This is a genomic window from Candidatus Regiella insecticola LSR1, assembly GCF_000143625.1.
Taxonomy (GTDB): Bacteria; Pseudomonadota; Gammaproteobacteria; order Enterobacterales; family Enterobacteriaceae; genus Regiella; species Regiella insecticola.
The window spans coordinates 97,326-118,202 of the sequence record NZ_GL379590.1; the positions used below are offsets into that span (position 1 = coordinate 97,326).

The 20,877-nt window shown below is 42.0% G+C and carries 19 protein-coding genes, 1 tRNA gene and 1 pseudogene; 10 read left to right on the forward strand and 11 right to left on the reverse strand.

All coding sequences use genetic code 11. The features are described 5' to 3' along the window. The 8 genes from REG_RS04010 to miaB all read right to left on the reverse strand — a co-directional run bounded on the left by REG_RS04010 (window position 1) and on the right by miaB (window position 9,035). A complete protein-coding gene (locus REG_RS04010; protein WP_006704567.1) occupies window positions 1-537 on the reverse strand; it encodes a DUF2203 family protein in 537 nt (178 codons plus the stop codon). A 93-nt stretch (window positions 538-630) separates the two neighbouring features. Continuing rightward, window positions 631-1,047, reverse strand: a complete 417-nt coding sequence (locus REG_RS04015) for a type III secretion system chaperone (protein WP_006704568.1) — start codon at window positions 1,045-1,047, stop codon at window positions 631-633. 157 nt (window positions 1,048-1,204) lie between these two features. Further along, complete coding sequence (locus tag REG_RS04020; RefSeq protein WP_006704569.1) at window positions 1,205-2,488, reverse strand: O-antigen ligase family protein; 1,284 nt, start codon at window positions 2,486-2,488, stop codon at window positions 1,205-1,207. Between the two features lie 12 nt (window positions 2,489-2,500). Continuing rightward, entirely contained in the window at window positions 2,501-3,799 is a 1,299-nt protein-coding gene (tyrS, locus tag REG_RS04025; protein WP_006704570.1) for a tyrosine--tRNA ligase, read from the reverse strand. A gap of 88 nt (window positions 3,800-3,887) precedes the next feature. Continuing rightward, entirely contained in the window at window positions 3,888-4,319 is a 432-nt protein-coding gene (locus REG_RS04030) for a hypothetical protein (protein ID WP_141553613.1), read from the reverse strand. Between the two features lie 90 nt (window positions 4,320-4,409). Beyond that, on the reverse strand, window positions 4,410-6,404 hold the full coding sequence (locus REG_RS04035; protein WP_141553614.1) for a fimbria/pilus outer membrane usher protein: 1,995 nt from the start codon (window positions 6,402-6,404) through the stop codon (window positions 4,410-4,412). A gap of 143 nt (window positions 6,405-6,547) precedes the next feature. Continuing rightward, a protein-coding gene (locus tag REG_RS11930; RefSeq protein ID WP_260200192.1) for an IS5-like element ISRein1 family transposase occupies window positions 6,548-7,371 on the reverse strand; the annotation gives its coding sequence in 2 pieces (ribosomal slippage) (window positions 6,548-6,984 and window positions 6,984-7,371; 825 coding nt in all). Between the two features lie 236 nt (window positions 7,372-7,607). Beyond that, on the reverse strand, window positions 7,608-9,035 hold the full coding sequence (gene miaB, locus REG_RS04050; protein WP_006704574.1) for a tRNA (N6-isopentenyl adenosine(37)-C2)-methylthiotransferase MiaB: 1,428 nt from the start codon (window positions 9,033-9,035) through the stop codon (window positions 7,608-7,610). Between the two features lie 239 nt (window positions 9,036-9,274). On the opposite strand from miaB, the gene REG_RS11935 reads away from it, so the two are divergent. The 4 genes from REG_RS11935 to REG_RS14100 all read left to right on the forward strand — a co-directional run bounded on the left by REG_RS11935 (window position 9,275) and on the right by REG_RS14100 (window position 11,239). Beyond that, window positions 9,275-10,098 (forward strand): IS5-like element ISRein1 family transposase gene (locus tag REG_RS11935; protein ID WP_260200023.1). Its coding sequence is split into 2 segments (ribosomal slippage): window positions 9,275-9,662 and window positions 9,662-10,098, totalling 825 coding nucleotides; the frame shifts between segments, so codons are not numbered across the junction. A gap of 116 nt (window positions 10,099-10,214) precedes the next feature. After that, a tRNA-Ala gene (locus REG_RS04065) sits at window positions 10,215-10,290 on the forward strand. 197 nt (window positions 10,291-10,487) lie between these two features. Next, entirely contained in the window at window positions 10,488-10,922 is a 435-nt protein-coding gene (locus REG_RS14095; protein WP_039907257.1) for an integrase arm-type DNA-binding domain-containing protein, read from the forward strand. Then, window positions 10,805-11,239 (forward strand): phage integrase central domain-containing protein, encoded by a 435-nt coding sequence (locus REG_RS14100; RefSeq protein WP_407078943.1) that lies wholly within the window; start codon window positions 10,805-10,807, stop codon window positions 11,237-11,239. The genes REG_RS14095 and REG_RS14100 overlap by 118 nt, the downstream gene beginning before the upstream one ends. A gap of 361 nt (window positions 11,240-11,600) precedes the next feature. Here REG_RS14100 and REG_RS04080 read toward each other — a convergent pair. Further along, window positions 11,601-13,141, reverse strand: a pseudogene (locus REG_RS04080) (YifB family Mg chelatase-like AAA ATPase). 716 nt (window positions 13,142-13,857) lie between these two features. Between REG_RS04080 and REG_RS04085 the strand changes: the two are divergent. From REG_RS04085 to pgl, 6 genes are all read left to right on the forward strand, one after another. Further along, window positions 13,858-14,703 carry a hypothetical protein gene (locus REG_RS04085; protein WP_006704576.1) on the forward strand — a complete coding sequence of 282 codons (846 nt, stop codon included), beginning with the start codon at window positions 13,858-13,860 and terminating at the stop codon, window positions 14,701-14,703. A gap of 357 nt (window positions 14,704-15,060) precedes the next feature. After that, on the forward strand, window positions 15,061-15,468 hold the full coding sequence (locus tag REG_RS04090; RefSeq protein ID WP_039907260.1) for a hypothetical protein: 408 nt from the start codon (window positions 15,061-15,063) through the stop codon (window positions 15,466-15,468). A 271-nt stretch (window positions 15,469-15,739) separates the two neighbouring features. Continuing rightward, the gene (locus REG_RS04095; protein ID WP_006704578.1) at window positions 15,740-16,240 is read left to right on the forward strand and encodes a hypothetical protein; all 501 of its coding nucleotides are present in this window, start codon (window positions 15,740-15,742) and stop codon (window positions 16,238-16,240) included. Between the two features lie 36 nt (window positions 16,241-16,276). After that, a protein-coding gene (locus REG_RS11945; RefSeq protein ID WP_260200023.1) for an IS5-like element ISRein1 family transposase occupies window positions 16,277-17,100 on the forward strand; the annotation gives its coding sequence in 2 pieces (ribosomal slippage) (window positions 16,277-16,664 and window positions 16,664-17,100; 825 coding nt in all). Between the two features lie 119 nt (window positions 17,101-17,219). Then, window positions 17,220-17,999: a molybdate ABC transporter substrate-binding protein gene (modA, locus tag REG_RS04110; protein WP_039907262.1), complete on the forward strand. Its 780-nt coding sequence runs from the start codon at window positions 17,220-17,222 to the stop codon at window positions 17,997-17,999. A gap of 64 nt (window positions 18,000-18,063) precedes the next feature. Beyond that, entirely contained in the window at window positions 18,064-19,059 is a 996-nt protein-coding gene (gene pgl / locus REG_RS04115) for a 6-phosphogluconolactonase (protein ID WP_039907264.1), read from the forward strand. On the opposite strand, the gene REG_RS04120 is transcribed toward pgl, so the two are convergent. Further along, complete coding sequence (locus REG_RS04120; RefSeq protein ID WP_050749314.1) at window positions 19,056-19,787, reverse strand: 4'-phosphopantetheinyl transferase family protein; 732 nt, start codon at window positions 19,785-19,787, stop codon at window positions 19,056-19,058. The two genes, pgl and REG_RS04120, sit on opposite strands and share 4 nt — an antisense overlap. 165 nt (window positions 19,788-19,952) lie before the next feature. Then, window positions 19,953-20,776 (reverse strand): IS5-like element ISRein1 family transposase gene (locus tag REG_RS11950; RefSeq protein WP_260200193.1). Its coding sequence is split into 2 segments (ribosomal slippage): window positions 19,953-20,389 and window positions 20,389-20,776, totalling 825 coding nucleotides; the frame shifts between segments, so codons are not numbered across the junction. Window positions 20,777-20,877 lie beyond the last annotated feature (101 nt).

The following is a 20,877-nucleotide window of genomic DNA, read 5'->3' on the forward strand; positions in this document are numbered from 1 at the left end:
TTAAGACTGTTGCGAAGATGACGGGTCAGCGGGTCCACCAACCGCTTCTGCCTGGCCAGCACCTCTTGCTTGAAATGGCGATTCGGCAGTGTTATCAAACTCTTCTACATGATGAAATAGTGAGGCAGAGGGTGATCCAGATGACCAGCTAAGGGCTATAGGGTTATTAAACGCGCGCCATAGGAAATCCACGCCGCCAGGGGTCCTTTTACCGTATTTAACTGCATAATCAGAGAATTCCTTCTTCGCCGCCCGTAAGAAATTGCATAGCTCTTCCCTCTCTTCCTTAGTAGATAAAATACCCTTACTAAACAGATCAGTCACAGTTTGAACGTCTCCCTCCCCAACCCTCATTAACTTCACTCGTGTTTTTCCAAGGCCACTTTTTATTAAGAAAGTTTCCGAGGATTTATCATAAATAACCTTTATAGATTTTGAGTCAGTACAAATAAGCCATTGCTCAGCTATCTCTTTATGTATTTTCTCCCATTCTTCATAGGTAGACGGCGGAGTATTTGGCAGTGCTAGTACCTCCATAACTGGATCCTTTTCTTTTTAATATTTTTATAAAATAAACTATCTAATTTATTTACCTAAAGACTCTTTATAAAACTACATCGTCTTTTTATTTCATAATCTCATGGCGCTAACATCTTGTCGTTGTTTCGGTAAGGGAGGATTCTTCAACACAGCATGAAGCTGCTCAGTAATATTGAGCAAAGATTCTATCGCCTGTTTAATATCTCGCTCTTCTTCATTATCGATAATATGGGCAACCAATGATCGACTGGCGGGATCAACCGCTAAGGTGCAGCCTTTTGAGGCTTCCCAATAAAAATTGGCGGCTAATAGATTAAGGTAAAAATTAGCCGACAGATCCTCTGGCAATTTGGTGATATAAATCGTCATCATCAAATGATCGTTTAACGCTTGAAAAGTAATCGGCATATCATCGAAGGTCAGGACACAACAGCCTTTTTCGTCAAACCCTAAGCTCGGCATGTCTAAAATTTCAGCAAGATAGCCTAGTCTTTGTTCCGAATTCATTATTAACCATTTTAATTATTATAAAAAATATCATATACATTTATTTTATTACAAATGATTTCAATTCTATCGATTATACCCAATGAATTTCGAGCTACAGCAAGGCGGCAATCAAGCAATCCCAGAAGTGTATCCCCTTCGTCTTTGAAGTTTTCCGCTAAGCGCGGCCAGGGGGTGTGGGTATAAGATCGCATTTTTCGTTCGACATCTTCTCAAAGACGGCGGTTTTACTGTACATCGAATAACTGGCCAGTATAGCGGTAACGATGATAAAAAAATTGCCTTCAGAAGAATCAAGCAAAAATGAATTAAATAAGTTACAAATCATATAGCTACTGAATAGCGCTATAAATAGGTTTTTTATTGCTGAAGATTGTTGCCAGGCGGCGCGGAAAATACTTAACATCCAGCCAAGAAAAAGCATCAGCCCTATCAAACCCAATTGAACGGTTTGCAACAGATATTCATTATGTGGATTATTAACTTTATAGCCCATTTTAGGAATGGTATAGACCCCCCCCCCCGCACCATGGCCAAATAAGGGGGCTTGCTTAATGAATTGCCAAGACTGTAGTAAAAATGCTTTACGTAATCCCATTGAACTATGGCAAGACAGTTTCATCTCTTCGACATCGGCGGCTGAGCACTCCTCTATTTCTTGCATACCCAGTTGTAGGCGATCATGGCCACGATTAGGCACCATAACGAAAATGCACGCTAAAAAAGCAGCACAAGTAGCGACCATTAATTGCTGTCTGAAAGACAGTGAAAGTTTTGCCCATACCGCAATTGCAACAATGAGTGCAACATAACCGGTTCTACCCAGCAGCATAAACAACACGTTATAGAGGGCTACCACGAATAAAAACGCATAAGCCCAACGTTTTATGCCCTGATACAGAAAAATATTTTTAAACCAAAAAAGCGCAGCCAGCGCCATAAAGAAATTTTGGGTGATGTGCAGTTTAAAAACAGTGGGATTGAGGGGATCGTAAGAGCCAAAAGGAAGATGAAAAACCGCTATCAATAAGCTCATCACCAATATGACCGCATTCGCTAGCAAAAAACCTTTAATAAAATCATTAATTAACCGAGGAGAGAGTAAGAAAAAAAGGGCTAATGGCAGAACATATAACAATTTTCTGTATTTAGCGACCATCTCAAGCCCGTACAGATTTTGCTGCCACAGTAAAGAGAGCGCCAGCAGAGAGAATATAGCCATAGGTAGCCAAACCAGCGGATTTAGTATCAATACTTTTACCGCATTACCATCCCATCTGAGCAGTACACAGAGTAAAACCAGCACCAAGGAAAGCTGGATTAAAAAAGTGGAACTGGGTAACGCAATACCCAACAAAAAGGCCGTTATACTGGGCAACATTTCTTTACATTGGCGAATAGCAGAGCCTTCACGCGCGGAACAACAAACAGAGGCAGTCATGAATTATCCATTTTATGATGATGATGAACTTAATTTTGGTAACCAGCTCACTAAGGAATAATGTTTTTTCCCTCGACACAGTAACGTATATTTGCCAAACAAACGATCGGCATCAGTGAAGGAATATTGCGCATTACCTTGCTTTTCACCATTCACTTTCACCGCGTTCTCACTGATCAACTTACGTGCTTGCCCACGTGAAGGAGCCAACCCTGCGTTGACTAAAGCTTGTTGTAAATCAGTATCAGAGAATAAATCAATAGTGGGCATGCCGTCTTGCGCTAACTGAGAAAAATCGGCTTGCGTCATGTCAGAAAAATGGCTCGAAAAAAGACTCTGAGTAATACGCTGCGCTGCTGCCAATGCTGTCTCGCCATGCACCATCTTGGTCATTTCTTCTGCTAGCACCGCCTGTGCTCTTGGCGGCTTGCCACTGAGTTGATCTTCTTCTTGCAACGCCTTGATATCTTCCAACGCCATAAAGGTGAATAATTTTAAAAAGCGATAAACATCGGCATCAGAAGTATTGATCCAAAATTGATAAAATTTATACGGGCTGGTTTTTTTGGCATCCAACCAAACGGCTCCTGCTTCTGTTTTACCAAATTTAGTGCCATCGGCTTTCGTTATTAGCGGTACTGTTAAACCATATACCTGCTGTTGATGTAAACGACGGGTGAGATCAATCCCCGAGGTGATATTGCCCCATTGATCGGATCCACCAATTTGTAGCTCTACGTTGTGTTTTTTATTTAAGCTGGCAAAATCATAGCCTTGTAATAAATTATAAGAAAATTCGGTAAAAGAAAGACCGCTCTCATGACGATCTAAACGTTGTTTAACCGCTTCTTTACTGATCATCTGATTAATAGAGAAATGTTTGCCGATATCGCGCAAAAAAGTCAGCACATTCATCTGGGCAAACCAATCATAATTATTGACGGTGATCGCGCGATTTTTATCATTTTTAAAATCAAGAAAGGGAGATACTTGTTGGCGAATTTTTGCTACCCATTGATCCACTGTCTCTAGCGTATTTAATTTACGTTCTTCGGCTTTAAAACTGGGGTCGCCGATAAGTCCCGTGGCACCACCCACCAAAGCGATGGGGGTATGGCCTGCGAGTTGAAAACGTTTTAAACACAGCAACGGCACTAAATGCCCTAAATGTAAACTATCAGCGGTAGGATCAAATCCACAGTACAGCGAGAGAGAACCTTGCGCCAGTCTCTGTGTTAGCGCCTCTTTATCCGTAATCTGAGCAATCAAGCCACGTTCTTCTAGTTCTTTTATCAGGTCGATTTTATTCATTAATCATTCCGTTTGTCATCATCACCGGGGTGTCACTTTCGCGCCATTTTATAACGTCTCCCTGACAATTAACAAACATCGATTTTTTTCAATAGACCTCTTCAATGGTCGCTGTAATGGCGGCCTTTAATTTCATTTTATCAGGTACTGACCAGATATCTTTGTTTATCTGCGGTTTTATCTTCAGTGTTAAATTCAAAGGCGTATCCTCTTTCATATTTGTTATACGGAAAGAATCTCCTGGTAATATCTCGAAGAGATTTCCTCCAAGCCAAGGCGTATCTGATCGCTGAGGCCGTATTTTAAAATCGGTTTGAGGTGGAGCGACTAATTTTATTGCTATTTGCCCATTATCACCAAAAGAAAAATAATGAGGATCTGAAGAGGCTCCACTAAATTTTACTTCGAGACTAGTAGGAGGTTTGCCGCCACAAGTCACTATTAACGATACGTCACGTTCAGGAAAATCCTGTGCTTGAGCGTACGTCTTATTACCGTAATGAAATGACTCTGGACTCATTCTCACTTGACATTGTTGTGCTTGTGACCCCTGTGAGAATGCAAGCAATAACAGGATCCCCCTACCCACCAACGACGAATTAATGCTTTACTACGCTTTTTCAAAAACACAAGTTGCGGCAAGGGTTTCATAATAGTTCTCCAAATCGGGTTGTTCATTGAGTGGATACATCAGACGGCAGGCTTCATTGCCGTTTTCAGCCGCGACCAATAAGGTGCCACTGGCGGGGATGTTATTGATAAAAACCACGCCGTTATCTACAGAAGAAGTGATGTATTGCTGATTACTGTCGACAATTAAACTATCTTTAGGCAAAGGACGGCCATCAGGCAAGGTGACATTCAGCAACGCTCGACGCTCCCTCAGCAGTTGATAATTAAGCTGAGTCACCGCACCGCGCCCAACTTTAACCGATTGTAAGCCATTGCGCACATCCGCGTTTTTCGGCAAAGTTTCCGTGTTTAATTCAACGTTTGATGATTGATAGGCAGGCAATGAAGGCACCACCGCTTGTCCCCAGAAATCGGTCCACACACGCCCTTGCCCGGTATCAATAGCTATTCCTGCTACCTTTTGATCCAATTTCACAATCGCAAAGCTTTCCTGTATCGGCTCCGGTGAAAAGGTGATCCCTGCGGCATGTGCGACCACCCCTCCCTGCGTGCTAACGTTATAATTTTGGCGCCGATTAGTATCAATACTGGCACTGACATTGACTTTTGTATAATGCAGATTGCTGTTAAGGCTACCCCTGATCCCGGTGTGTTTTTCAGTAAATTCATGATTGGCGGCCAGTGAATAATTCAATGCCGGCGTAATTTTTCCGTGAGTATTGATGCTGCTACCCATGGTGGATCTCCTGCCGCTACGACGGTAATAGTTGTCGATATGTTGCTCACCCCATGGCAGGCTAACATTAACAAAAAGCTGATCAGCATTATTTTTTGTGCTAGAGCGCCCAAGACCTTGCTGCCAATCAGCACGAATATTCACTTTACCAATCGTTTTTCCCCAGCCGATATTGATACTTTGCGTCGTCTGCTGGCTGACAAAACGGGTATAACCGAGCGAAAATCCCCCTAGATAAGAAAGTGACCAATGAGCAGAAGCACCAAAAGTATGGGTACTCAATCCTTGTTGATGATTTTGATACATGGAATCAGTCAAGTGACGATAGCCGGCACTGCTATGACCCGCGCGCACTGTGATCCCCACATTCTTTAACGGACGATAGGTACTTGATAGCTCTAAGTTTTGCCCTTGCACTGAATGCTGTTGATCATGACTTAACCACCAGCTGCTTCTTAATAACCAATTTTTCAGCGGCATGAACTCCCCTCGCGCCGCCAAAGACTGATAGCCTTGAGCGAGTAGCGCACCACCACTCAAATTTAGCTGTGAATTGATCCGCCAGCCCTGAGAAAAACTCCCCACCCAGGGTAACACCTGTCCACCACTCTCCTGACGAACTTTCCCCAATGCAAAAGATAACCCTTCGGGTTGGCTAAGCTGAGCCGCATTCTGTTCACTCGCGCTCACCACAAAATGATGCTTTTCACCGTTAGTTTCATTCACTGTGACCTGGAGGTCAGTATTCGCACTGATCGTCGGTACATCAGGAAGGGTAAAACGTCCCGCGGGAACCAAGGTAGAATAAATCAGCTGGTTGTTCTGTTTAATTTCAACACGTGCTTGAGGCGTCTGGGCGATACCGGTCACGGTAATGCCGGAGCCTGATACCGGATTTAGCGCGCGATCTGGCTCTATTTGCATACCGGATAAGGAGGGGATAGCAAACAGTGAGCTCCTGACATTAATTTGACCCGCTTGTAATTGCAAACCAACATTGGTAAAGGTGCGCTGCGCGTAAGTCTGTAGTGCGGTGAATTGCGTACCACTTTTAGATTGATTAATAATTTGCCGACTGCGTACCTGCCAATCGCCGGCATTAAACCCATTTTCCAATGACACGTAGCTATGACGAGAAGTGTCCCACGGGCTTTTCGACAAACTACTAAACATATCGTAGTTCAACAAACCTGCCATACCGCCGCGTAAATAGCCAGACGGCGACGCCGTAGACACTGGCGCGAGAGCATCACTTGGAACCACCACTATTTTTAGGATGTAAATTTGATTTTGAATTGATCATCCTCCAGTTACCACTTTCTCCATTCCTGGAAACGATGAACTCACTTAGATCATTAGACCTCTTCGGAAACTATCATTTATCTAATTTCCATGTTATAAATTGCAGCAATCAGATTAAATCTTAATCCAAAACGTTTTCGCCTGTTTCGATAACGGTCTGATACAATTTTAAATCTTTTAATCATACCAATGACATGTTCGTTTAATACACGCTGGCTTGATAACGCACGATTGTTGCGTTTATCTTCTTTTGTTAAGGGATTTTTCTTTGTCTTTTTCTTAGGCAACGCCGAGTTTGAATGAATCTTGCCAAGCCCTTGGTAACCTGTATCGGTAACTGTTTTGATGTCAGGATGTATTCGCACACCAGACTCCTTAAACAACCTAAAATCATGGCGCCTCCCATTCGTAAAGCTTGTACAGATGACTGCTTTACTTTTTTTATCAACGAGCACTTGTGTTTTTAAGGTGTGTCGTTTCTTTTTTCCTGAGTAAAACGGCTTTTGTTTTTTTGGGGACGTTCAATCGGCGTTTCTGTGGCATCAATAAGAACCAGCTCATACTCCCTATCACTTTTTAATACAGCTTTGCGTCCAGGTAGGGCAAAATCAGGATGCTTTATTAGCGTATTCTCTATCCATTTAATCGTTTCATAGCATGTGCTCTCACTCACGCCATAGCTTTGGCTGACATGAAAATAAGTGCGATATTCTCGTATATACTCCAGTGCCATTAATAAGCGCTCTTCTAAACCCCGCTTGGGTTTCCGACCTCCCTTCCCTTGCTTACTCTTATCTGCTTCATTCAATATCTTTATCATCTTTTCAAATGTACTGCGTTTAACACCCGTTAAGCGACGAAATTTTTCCTCTTCCAGTACTTTTATTACTTCATATTTCATGGCGGCTCCTTGTTCAGGAGTGTTTTACCAAAATTCCTCATGAATGCTAGTTTCCGAAGAGGTCTGTTGTAAAAAACATCAATTTGCGGTGTATAGCCAAATCAAGTTACGGCAAGGCGGCAATCAATCGAACCCCGTCACAGATGGTCTATGTGATTCAGCATTTCGGCAAAAATTTGATTTTAAAAATCGAGCTTAATTTTTTATAGGCTGTTTTTCCAGCCTGAACTGAATGACTAACTAGGCTGATAAAAATTGACACCAAGCGGGTTTTCTTTACGTGTCCGAGTGATGACAGATCCCGGTGATTCATTCACCCGCAATGCCATCTGTGCTTCAGTACGTACTGGAACGCCGCGCAATGAGCTAGCGTAAACACTGACGATTTCTACATCAACAAATTTACCTATCATGTCAGGTGACCCTTCGAAATTAACCACGCGGTTATTTTCAGTGCGGCCGGCCAGCTCCATCAGGTTTTTCCGTGAGGGGCCTTCAACTAAAACACGCTGTATCGTGCCAACCATCGCGCGGCTAAAATGCATGGCCTGTTGACTAATGCGTTGCTGTAAAATATGTAAACGCTGTTTCTTTTCTTCTTCAGAGACGTTATCTGGCAGATCCGCAGCTGGCGTGCCAGGACGCGATGAATAAATAAAACTATAGCTGGTATCAAAATTAACCTCGGCGATTAATTTCATGGTGTGTTCGAAATCGTCTTGTGTTTCACCAGGAAAACCAACGATAAAATCGGAACTAATCTGAATATCCGGGCGGGCTTTACGTAATTTTCGAATGATTGCCTTATACTCCAATGCGGTGTGAGCACGTTTCATCATCGTTAATATACGGTCAGAACCACTTTGTACCGGTAAATGCAAAAAACTCACTAATTCAGGGGTATCTTCGTATACTTTAATAATATCATCAGTAAATTCGATGGGATGACTGGTGGTAAAACGCACGCGATCAATGCCATCAATCGCTGCTACCAAACGCAATAATTCAGCAAAGCTGCAAATATTACCGTCATAGGTCGCCCCACGATAAGCATTTACATTCTGCCCCAGTAAATTGACTTCACGAACGTTTTGTTCTGCCAATTGAGCAATTTCGAATAAAATATCATCACAGGGGCGACTCACCTCTTCTCCGCGCGTATAGGGCACCACACAAAAAGTACAGTATTTATTGCACCCTTCCATAATGGAGACGAACGCAGATGGCCCGTTAGCCCGCGGCTCTGGTAAACAGTCAAACTTTTCAATTTCAGGAAAACTAATATCAACGACAGCGCTACGACTCCCCTGCACTTGGTTGATCATTTCAGGTAAGCGATGTAGAGTTTGTGGCCCAAATATAATATCAACACAGGGTGCTCTCTGACGGATGTTTTCTCCTTCTTGTGATGCAACACAACCGCCGACACCAATCAGTAGGTTCGGGTTACTGTCTTTCAACAGTTTCCAACGCCCCAATAAATGAAAAACTTTTTCCTGTGCTTTCTCACGTATTGAACAGGTATTAAGTAGCAGAAGATCGGCTTCTTCCGGTACTTCAGTCAGTTGATAGCCGTGAGTTTTCGCCAGTAAGTCTGCCATTTTCGATGAATCATATTCGTTCATCTGGCAACCCCAGGTTTTAATGTGTAGTTTTTTAATCATTGAGAGCCTATCTGCTTCGTGCGGTTGGAAAGGTTAGCGGCTTATACCGTTCGCCTTTGAAGTTGCCTTCGGCTGCCAGGGTGTGAGACCGATGAGCGTAGATAGACTACGTGATTCGGCGAGCACCCGCAGCCAACAACGCGGCGGCTTCAAAGGCGATCACTGAATAACATTAGACCTCTTCGGAAACTAGCATTCATGAGGAATTTTGGTAAAACACTCCTGAACAAGGAGCCGCCATGAAATATGAAGTAATAAAAGTACTGGAAGAGGAAAAATTTCGTCGCTTAACGGGTGTTAAACGCAGTACATTTGAAAAGATGATAAAGATATTGAATGAAGCAGATAAGAGTAAGCAAGGGAAGGGAGGTCGGAAACCCAAGCGGGGTTTAGAAGAGCGCTTATTAATGGCACTGGAGTATATACGAGAATATCGCACTTATTTTCATGTCAGCCAAAGCTATGGCGTGAGTGAGAGCACATGCTATGAAACGATTAAATGGATAGAGAATACGCTAATAAAGCATCCTGATTTTGCCCTACCTGGACGCAAAGCTGTATTAAAAAGGGATAGGGAGTATGAGCTGGTTCTTATTGATGCCACAGAAACGCCGATTGAACGTCCCCAAAAAAACAAAAGCCGTTTTACTCAGGAAAAAAGAAACGACACACCTTAAAAACACAAGTGCTCGTTGATAAAAAAAGTAAAGCAGTCATCTGTACAAGCTTTACGAATGGGAGGCGCCATGATTTTAGGTTGTTTAAGGAGTCTGGTGTGCGAATACATCCTGACATCAAAACAGTTACCGATACAGGTTACCAAGGGCTTGGCAAGATTCATTCAAACTCGGCGTTGCCTAAGAAAAAGACAAAGAAAAATCCCTTAACAAAAGAAGATAAACGCAACAATCGTGCGTTATCAAGCCAGCGTGTATTAAACGAACATGTCATTGGTATGATTAAAAGATTTAAAATTGTATCAGACCGTTATCGAAACAGGCGAAAACGTTTTGGATTAAGATTTAATCTGATTGCTGCAATTTATAATATGGAAATTAGATAAATGATAGTTTCCGAAGAGGTCTAACGTTTAAACCTAGGATTTGGATTTAATCATTGACAGCATTTCAGTGGTTTCATATGATGCCGGCCGGTTCAAAGCAAATACATTGATGCCTTGGGGCTATAGCTCAGCTGGGAGAGCGCTTGCATGGCATGCAAGAGGTCGACGGTTCGATCCCGTCTAGCTCCACCAAATAAACTATCGGTAGTCACCAGAAAGTACCGGTAAACCAAGAAAAACCCGCACTCCAATTAGGTTTGCGGGTTTTTTATTGCCTGTTTTATTTGGGTGTGGCATGGTTATACCCTGTTTTTTTAGGACTACATAAGGGACTCTGTTTTTTTAGATTCCAAAATAGGTAATCCCATAGTCCTTAAAGGGTGATGAACATGGCAATACAGGCGAAACCCCTAACGAATACCGAAGTAAAAGCAGCAAAAACCATCGGCAAAGATTTATCATTACATGATGGTGGCAGCTTATTATTATTTGTCAAAACATCGGGTGTTAAAACATGGCGCTTTCGCTACTATCACCCCCTGAGTAAAAAAAGAACGACGGTCACTTTTGGCCATTATCCCGCCCTCTCACTGGCTGAAGCCAGGCAGAAGCGAGAGGCTGCAAAAGCCCTGTTGGCAAAAAAGATTGATCCACAAGAGTACCAACGAACGATATTAGCCAGTGAGCAAGCGGCTAGGATTAATACTTGGAAAAGGTTGCCACTGAGTGGTTTAAAATTAAGCAATCCAGTATCACGGCAAACCATGCCCGTGATGTATGGCGATCGCTTGAACGTGATATTTTTCCTGTGGTTGGACAGGTAGGGATACAGGAGATTAAAGCACGCACGCTTATTACTGCTTTGGAGCCCGTCAAGGCCAAAGGCGCGCTGGAAACGGTAAAAAGATTAACGCAACGGTTAAATGAAATCATGATTTTTGCCGTTAACTGTGGATTAATTGATGCCAACCCTGCGGGCGGTATCGGTAAAGCTTTTGAAAAACCAAAAAAGAAAAACATGCCCACATTGACACCAAGGGAATTGCCGGAATTGATGCAAGCCCTGTCGGTTGCCAGTATAGAATTACAGACTCGATTACTTATCGATTGGCAATTGCTGACAAACACCGTGAATAAGTGATCTCCTTCATGTTATTGAGTGATCTTCTTGATGATAATATGCACTTGCCGTAACTCGAAATTCATTGGGTATAGAAGGAGAGGGATAGCGCAATGTAATCACTTTGGTTTAGCAAAATTCGCCTAAACCCTCATCCAATGTGGGCGGGGATATAAGGCGAAAAGCCCGCAAGGCTTTAAGGATGGCTACTCCGGGCTATTTTGATTGGCAACATACGTTTTAAGCGTTTCTATAGTTACCTCACCTGTGCCATAGCCAAACCAGTTTAATTTGATTCTGCGTTGTCGTCGCTTGCCGTACTATTTGTACTGTCTGTGCTCTTCCGCCTTGAATCAAATTAAACTGATTCGGCCATAGGGTTTTATATTAAATTTTTATGTAGTTGCAAAAGTAAACGATCCATACAGCGATAGCTTAATGCTTCTGCCAGATGGTTTTTTTGAATGTGATCTTGTTGTGCTAAATCAGCAATGGTTCGTGCCACTTTTAAAATACGATGCCAAGCACGCACTGAAAGACCAAGCGTCAGTAGTATTTGTTCTAAGAACTTGGCATCTTCTGCTGTGATGCAACAAAATTGCTCCATGTCTTTATTGTTCAGCTGAGCATTGATTTTCCCGCCGCGATCTAGCTGTCGTTGTCTTGCTTGTAATACTCGTTGTCTAACCGTCACGCTATTTTCTCCCTGGTTTTTTTGCATTTGTAATAGACCGGGAGGTAATAAGGGCACTTCTATTGAGAGATCGAATCTGTCCAAAAAAGGGCCTGATAATTTTGATAAATAACGTAAAATTTGTTGTGGTGAGGTACGATTATGGCGGCCACGATAATGCCCATTGGGGCTAGGATTCATGGCAGCAATCAGTTGTACCTGCGCAGGAAAGCAAATTTTAGCTGTGGCACGCGAGATAATAATTTCACCTGCTTCGAGGGGTTCACGTAACGCATCTAATACTCGACGCTCAAATTCAGGCAATTCATCAAGAAATAATACCCCGTTGTGAGCCAGCGAAATCTCTCCTGGACGAGGTATCGAGCCTCCTCCGACGAGCGCCGCCATTGATGCGCTGTGGTGTGGGGCTCGAAAAGGGCGGTTGCGCCATTGTGTCAAATAATCATTATTATGTAACAAACTGGTATGGCGGCGGTTTCCAGCGCTTCTTCATTCGTTAATAGGGGCAATAGACTGATCAGTCGGTTAGCTAGCATGGTTTTGCCTGTTCCTGGTGGACCTAACAATAACAGGTTATGCCCCCCTGCCGCTGCAATTTCCAGCACCCGTTTGGCTTGCTGCTGGCCAATAATGTCTTGCAGATCAGCGTGGTTATTTTGTTGATGCTGATTTTTATGGGCATTGTGATCATTGTTGCTAATGATTGACGGTAGTTCTTTTTTCCCTTGTAAAAAAGCACAGACTTCTAATAAATGTTTCGAGATTAATACCTGTCCCTGAGGAATTAGCGCCATTTCTGCACTATTAGCTACTGGTAAGATGAGTTGTCGTTGCGCTTTGACACAAATAAGAGCCGCCGGGATAGCGCCATGAATATAGCGTAGCGTTCCAGACAGGGCGAGTTCTCCAATAAACTCATAATGGCGTAATTTATTATTTGGGATTTGTTCTGAAGCCGCCAGTATCGCTATAGCAATGGGCAGATCATAACGCCCCCCTTCTTTAGGGAGATCGGCAGGCGCTAGATTTACCGTGATACGTTTGGTCGGAAAAGAAAACCCGCTATTAATAAGCGCACTGCGTACCCGATCGCGTGCCTCTTTTACTGTGGTTTCAGCCAGACCAACCAGAGTGAAACCCGGTAAGCCATTACTAATATGTACTTCAACAGAAACCGAGGGGGCCTGTATCCCGAGCATGGCACGGGTATAAATAATTGCCAATGACATGATGCTCTCCCTTGCTCGTATGTCCTATACCCTTCGCCTTTGAAGCCGCCGCGTTGTTGGCTGCGAGTGTTCGCCGAATCACGTAGTTGTTTACGCTCATCGGTCTCACCCCCTGGCCGCCTATAGCCAAATCAGTTTAATTTGATTTAAGTGTTGTCGTTGCTTGCCGTACTATCTTGTACTGTCTGCGCTCCTCCGCCTTGAATCAAATTAAAAACTGATTCGGCCATATGTCTATATCCTTCATCTTTTTAAGTTACGGCGGCGTTGGCAGCGATCATTCATCCTCTGTTATGTACCGATTCAATTGATTGCCGCCTTGCCGTAACTCGAAATTTATTGGGTATATGCTCATCGGTCTCACCCCTGGCTGCCTAGCAGCAACGTGAAGGACTGTGGGTATATTTTGCCTGGTTTATATGTTTTTTTGCGGTAAAGAAATACTGAGTTTGTGCGATGGGTTGCAAGAAGAATACGGTAATAAGAAAAAAGGGCAGAAAAAATACGCACGAGTCCACAAATAGCGGTTAACACAAAAATTTCCACGGGTCGCGCCCTGGTGTAGCAGAATAAAATTAAACTGATTTGGCTATATGAGCGTTTTTTGCAAGCAGTACGGTGCAATAGGCTGTATAACCTCTTTTTTTGTACGTAAAGATACGTAATGATTTTATTAGTTAGGTTAACTATTTGAAAACAGGACAGAGAAGATTAAAATGTCGGCACCGCTCTCAATTACATCACTATCCCATCAGCATTCGCCAAGCTCAGATTCTCTAAACCCCGTCGCATTGAATGTTATCGTTGTTAATAAGCCGAACTTATATTTTAAAAATTTCAGTCATTATGAAAATCCATTAAATCCGTTAGATGATTTTGTCAAGCAAGCAATTAAATTACCAGGAGGAAACTTGTTAGTAGATGATCCCGTTCCTAGTGACTATTTACAGGCAAGTGCTCATTTGGTTATTTGGAAAGAACATTCTGGCATTCAAGCATTAATCAAGACTAATCCCCGTTTAAAGCTACAGAAGGTCGCGCCAGCAGCCTCCATCGCATCGTATCTGCAGGCTATGATCGATTTTCAGCCAGAAAATGCCGAGGATGTTGCTATGGTAGCTAATGCTAATAAAAAGAAGCTCACCCCTTTGGCGGCTCATCACGGCAGAGAGCAAGTTGTTTGTCATCATGATGTCAACTGTGACGACGAAACCGATATTATTGCACCGAATAATCAGCTAGCTAGTCTGATAAATCGAGCTCATATGTTGATACGAAAAAAAGAGGCGGCTATCGCTGAACGATTATGTTCAACACTTGATTTTATCCTGAGTAGGACACGAAGGTTAATCGAGCCATGGTTGAAGTATCGCCCTCAATCGAAAAAAATAGCGTTATGGATACTGTCATTGCTTGCCCTGCTGATAGCCCATGAACTGTACCTTCAATATTGGCAACAGATCATTGTGCCAGAAATTTTTATCTGGCCGCTAGAGAATAATGAGGTTAATCCTCCCTCCTCGAATTTATTTGATACTAAACCCCTACTTATTTTTAAATAATTTGTTGTTAAATAAATTGAATCGTTTCAATTTGTATGTAAACAAAATCAATCAATATAAATAACGTTTTGAAAAAATAAGTATTTTTTGCAATAAGCTAAATTGACAATTCATTACAATTGCTTCAGGTTAACGATACCATCCTATGATATTTTATTGTGAATTCGATGTTATAGCCGAATCAGTTTAATTTGATTCAAGGCGGAGGAGCACAGACAGTACAAATAGTACGGCAAGCGACGACAACGCAGAATCAAATTAAACTGATTCGGCTATATACGGTGTTTGCCATACTTATGTACTCGATTGCTGTGCGCAGGGCGCCTTTACTTCATTATCTTTAAAGGAAAATAAAATATGTTTTTAAAGAAAAGATCAGCCTTATTGGCCTTGATGGTGATGCTAAATGGTTGGGTAGGTTCTGTGTTGGCTGATGATCAGACTTCTGCATCTCTGACTATAAGGGTTAAGAGGATAGCTACAAATTGTAAACTGCTATTGAATAATGAAAGCAATGCTGTCTCAGTTTCGGGAGATTTAGAATCTAAAACAGTGCATTTAAAAGTAGATTGTCCTGCTAAAACGTTAGCTACAGTGTCAGTCAGTGATGATAACCATTTAGGTAAAAGTACTGTTGGGGCTGAAAAGAAGGTTCCTATTATTCAATCTGCCTTTAAAAGCTCGAATATACCGGCAGATGACAATAATATTTCTACGGATAGTTATGCTAAAGATAGAGCTAATTTTACTATTACCTATCCCTAAGTTAATTTATTTTCTGCTAATGAGTTAATCCATTTCTCACTTGAATTTTTAAGGATTCAAATATTGCCATCACACAGCGGGAGTTGTTATTAAATAAGGTTAATGGTTTCAATTTGTATGTAAAGAAAATCAATCAATATAAATAACGTTTTGACAAAATAAGCGTTTTTTGCAAGAAGCTAAACTGACAATTCATTACAATTGATCCAGGTTAACTATACATTCGCATGATAGTTTATCTTTTTTATTTTATCGTCAAAAGGGAAATAATATGTTGTTAAAGAAAAAAGGGGCTTTATTGGCCTCAATATTGGTATTAAATAGTTGGGCGGGTGCTGTGTTGGCGGATAATCCAGCGAGTGGAGCTCTGAGTGTACAGGCTAAAGTAACGCCTGCAGGTTGTAAAATAACATTCGATAACAGTGAATTAGATTTTGGATCTGTTAATCCCGGAGAGATTAAAAAACTGGCAACGAATTTAAACATAGTCTGCGATAAGAACATGTCAGCTAAAATATCATTCAGTGATCCAAATTTTGATGTAGAAAAGTCTAATACTTATGCCGCCAAGTTTACCTTAATTGACCCGAAAACTAAGGCAAAGAACGAAACTATACCATTCAGTGGTCCAAATTTTGATGTAGAAGAGTCTAATACTTTTGCCGCCAGGTTTGCCGTAATTGACCAGAAAACTAAGACAAAGAACGGAACTTTCTCACTTAAAGTAAACCCTTTAAATAATAGACCTCTTCGGAAACTAGCATTCATATAAGAATTTTGGTAAAACACTCCTGAACAAGGAGCCGCCATGAAATATGAAGTAATAAAAGTACTGGAAGAGGAAAAATTTCGTCGCTTAACGGGTGTTAAACGCAGTACATTTGAAAAGATGATAAAGATATTGAATGAAGCAGATAAGAGTAAGCAAGGGAAAGGAGGTCGGAAACCCAAGCGGGGTTTAGAAGAGCGCTTATTAATGGCACTGGAGTATATACGAGAATATCGCACTTATTTTCATGTCAGCCAAAGCTATGGCGTGAGTGAGAGCACATGCTATGAAACGATTAAATGGATAGAGAATACGCTAATAAAGCATCCTGATTTTGCCCTACCTGGACGCAAAGCTGTATTAAAAAGGGATAGGGAGTATGAGCTGGTTCTTATTGATGCCACAGAAACGCCGATTGAACGTCCCCAAAAAAACAAAAGCCGTTTTACTCAGGAAAAAAGAAACGACACACCTTAAAAACACAAGTGCTCGTTGATAAAAAAAGTAAAGCAGTCATCTGTACAAGCTTTACGAATGGGAGGCGCCATGATTTTAGGTTGTTTAAGGAGTCTGGTGTGCGAATACATCCTGACATCAAAACAGTTACCGATACAGGTTACCAAGGGCTTGGCAAGATTCATTCAAACTCGGCGTTGCCTAAGAAAAAGACAAAGAAAAATCCCTTAACAAAAGAAGATAAACGCAACAATCGTGCGTTATCAAGCCAGCGTGTATTAAACGAACATGTCATTGGTATGATTAAAAGATTTAAAATTGTATCAGACCGTTATCGAAACAGGCGAAAACGTTTTGGATTAAGATTTAATCTGATTGCTGCAATTTATAATATGGAAATTAGATAAATGATAGTTTCCGAAGAGGTCTAATGTGAGCACCGCGTAAGCTAACATTCGCACCACAAGGTGAGTTATGCGGGAAGTCTTTTGTTGAAATAACGATGTTTTCTATGAAGGGGAAAGGGATGAAATATCCGTGGGCTAAATGGATCCTAGGCATTGCTCTTGCCTACGCATGGGGCGTTCCTGCTATAGCAGAGGGAAAAATTACAGTGTTTGCTGCTGTTTCATTGACTAACGCATTAAAGGATATTAGCAAACAATACCAAATGGAAACACAGATAGAGGTTGTCGTATTGTATGATTCCTCTTTCAAGCTGGCTAAAAAAATAGCAGAGGAGGAAACCTTAGCAGATTTATTTATTTCGGCTGATCAACAGTCTATGGATTATCTTGCTGAAAAAGAATCAATTATCGCTGCTAGCCGTTATACATTATTAAGTAATGAATTAGTATTGGTAGCACCAATAGACAATAATATTTATAACGTAGCTATTGATAAACAGACCAATTGGAAAAATTTATTGGATGGAGGGTTATTGGCGTTAGGTGATTTTGATCATGTTCCTGCTGGAATTTATGCAAAACAAGCATTGGAATACTGGGAAGCCTGGCCAATGCTTGAGCAAAAAATAGTGCGCACCAATAACGTACGCGCCACATTGGCGTTAGTAGAATTAGCAAAAGTACCATTGGGTATTGTTTATGGTTCCGATGCAATCACCACCGATAGAGTCAGAGTAGTTGGCGTCTTTCCCGATCAAAGCCATAAGCCAATTGAATACCCCATGGCCATTATCAATGGTCATGATAATCCTAACGTCAATGCTTTCTACGCTTATCTGAAAAGCCCAACAGCCAGTACGATTTTCAAAAATAATGGATTTTCTGTCGTCAAAAAATAAGTCAATATTTTGACAAATGTATCAGGAGCATAAGAGATTTCGAATAAACCCCAAGGAGTGATTGATGAAACAAGTCGTATACGTAGCAAGCCCAAATAGCCAACAAATTGATGTGTGGCAATTAGATAGCTGTGGAAAATTAACTTGGCTACAAACTGAAAAAGTAAACGGTCAAGTACAACCGATGGTTATCAATCCGAATAAAACTCACCTGTATATTGGTGTACGACCCGATTTTGCCATAATCACTTATCGTATTGCTGCCGATGGTAAGTTACAACCGTTGGCTAGAGCTGCACTGCCTGCTAGTCCAACACATATTTCAACTGATCTAGCGGGGAAGTTTTTGTTTTCGGCCTCTTACAGCGGCAATTGCGTCAGCGTTAGCCCAATAGATAACAACGGGATGGTCAAAGACTGGACTCAACAACTGAATAACTTAAAGACACCTCATTCAGTGAATCAAGTTCCCACTAACCAACTACTATTAGTGCCTTGTTTAACAGAAGATAAGATAAAACTGTTTAATTTAACGCCTGATGGTGAATTGACACCGCATTTGCAGAAAGAACTCATTACGGCAAAAGGAGCGGGGCCGCGTCATATGGCATTCCATCCTAAACATCCTGTGAGTTATTGTGTGAATGAACTTAATAGTACGGTGGATGTATATCAATACAGCGATGATGCTAAACAATATACTTTGATCCAAACAATTAATGCCTTGCCTGCTAATTTCTCTGATACCTGTTGGGCAGCGGATATTCATATCACACCGGATGGGCGTTATCTCTATATTAGTGATCGCACCACCAGCTTATTGGCGATTTTTACTGTTTCCAACGATGGAACTGTTATTACATTAATCGGGCATCAGCGAACAGAAGCTCAGCCGCGTGGATTCAATATTGATTCTAATGGTGATTTTTTGATTGCCGCAGGGCAACAGTCCGATCACATCGTCGTTTATCGTATTGATAAAAGCTGTGGGAAATTAATCCAATTGGCGCGTCATGCAGCAGGTAAAGGCGCCATGTGGGTAAGCATAGTAGAGATTTAGACTGCTACCAAAGTGAAAACCTTATCCGCCATAAAATAATATCTGGTAAAAATCATTTTTCCTTTCGGAAACGCTTTTGAGATCGGCTTGGTCAGCTCGAAAACCATAATATGGTTATCCGGCTCTAGATGTCTCAATGCCGCATAATCGAAGCCAAAATAGAAGCCCGCCTGGGGATAGAGCGCCTTGAAAAGGCTTTCCTTGGCAGAAAATACCGCGGTAAAAAGCTGATTATAAGGGTATGTGAAGGAGATAAGAAGGCGAGACTCATCATCGTTGATGACGCTGTCACCGATGTCGATCACCTGCTCCCCGGCGATAAAATGCTCGATATCAACACCCAGAGCGGTAATGCCGTCAGACTGACTGACCGAACAGCAGGCAACATTGCGGCTGTGGTAGATAGACCCCATCAACGGGGACGGAAAGACGGGACACCTGTTCGCCCCAATGATCACTTGGGATGTTTCCACCGGGAACGCTTGGAGCGTGGCCTTGGCTGAATATCGGCCTGCAAGATATTCCATTCGGCGCTTGGGTACCGCTCTGGATATCTGATCAGGACAGTGGATGCCGAATCGATGAAACAGATCATCTTCATATTGCTCCGGCGAAAAACGGCACATATGCACCCTGATGTCTGCGCGATCATGAAGCTCAAAGAAGTATTCTTCTGATATAAAGGGGTTGGCTGATACCACCCCACCGGCATGTTCCGTCGCCTGCATATATCCCCTTCGCCTTTGAAGCCGCCGCATTATTGGCGGCGGGTATTCGCCTCATCAGGTAGTATCTCTACACTCATCGGTCTCACCCCCTGGGCGCCTAGCGGCAACTTCAAAGGCGAAGGGGATATACAAGCCGCTACATTAGACCTCTTCGGAAACTATCATTTATCTAATTTCCATGTTATAAATTGCAGCAATCAGATTAAATCTTAATCCAAAACGTTTTCGCCTGTTTCGATAACGGTCTGATACAATTTTAAATCTTTTAATCATACCAATGACATGTTCGTTTAATACACGCTGGCTTGATAACGCACGATTGTTGCGTTTATCTTCTTTTGTTAAGGGATTTTTCTTTGTCTTTTTCTTAGGCAACGCCGAGTTTGAATGAATCTTGCCAAGCCCTTGGTAACCTGTATCGGTAACTGTTTTGATGTCAGGATGTATTCGCACACCAGACTCCTTAAACAACCTAAAATCATGGCGCCTCCCATTCGTAAAGCTTGTACAGATGACTGCTTTACTTTTTTTATCAACGAGCACTTGTGTTTTTAAGGTGTGTCGTTTCTTTTTTCCTGAGTAAAACGGCTTTTGTTTTTTTGGGGACGTTCAATCGGCGTTTCTATGGCATCAATAAGAACCAGCTCATACTCCCTATCCCTTTTTAATACAGCTTTGCGTCCAGGTAGGGCAAAATCAGGATGCTTTATTAGCGTATTCTCTATCCATTTAATCGTTTCATAGCATGTGCTCTCACTCACGCCATAGCTTTGGCTGACATGAAAATAAGTGCGATATTCTCGTATATACTCCAGTGCCATTAATAAGCGCTCTTCTAAACCCCGCTTGGGTTTCCGACCTCCTTTCCCTTGCTTACTCTTATCTGCTTCATTCAATATCTTTATCATCTTTTCAAATGTACTGCGTTTAACACCCGTTAAGCGACGAAATTTTTCCTCTTCCAGTACTTTTATTACTTCATATTTCATGGCGGCTCCTTGTTCAGGAGTGTTTTACCAAAATTCTTATATGAATGCTAGTTTCCGAAGAGGTCTACTGGTTACGCCGCCATCAGCCGGACAGTATGGCC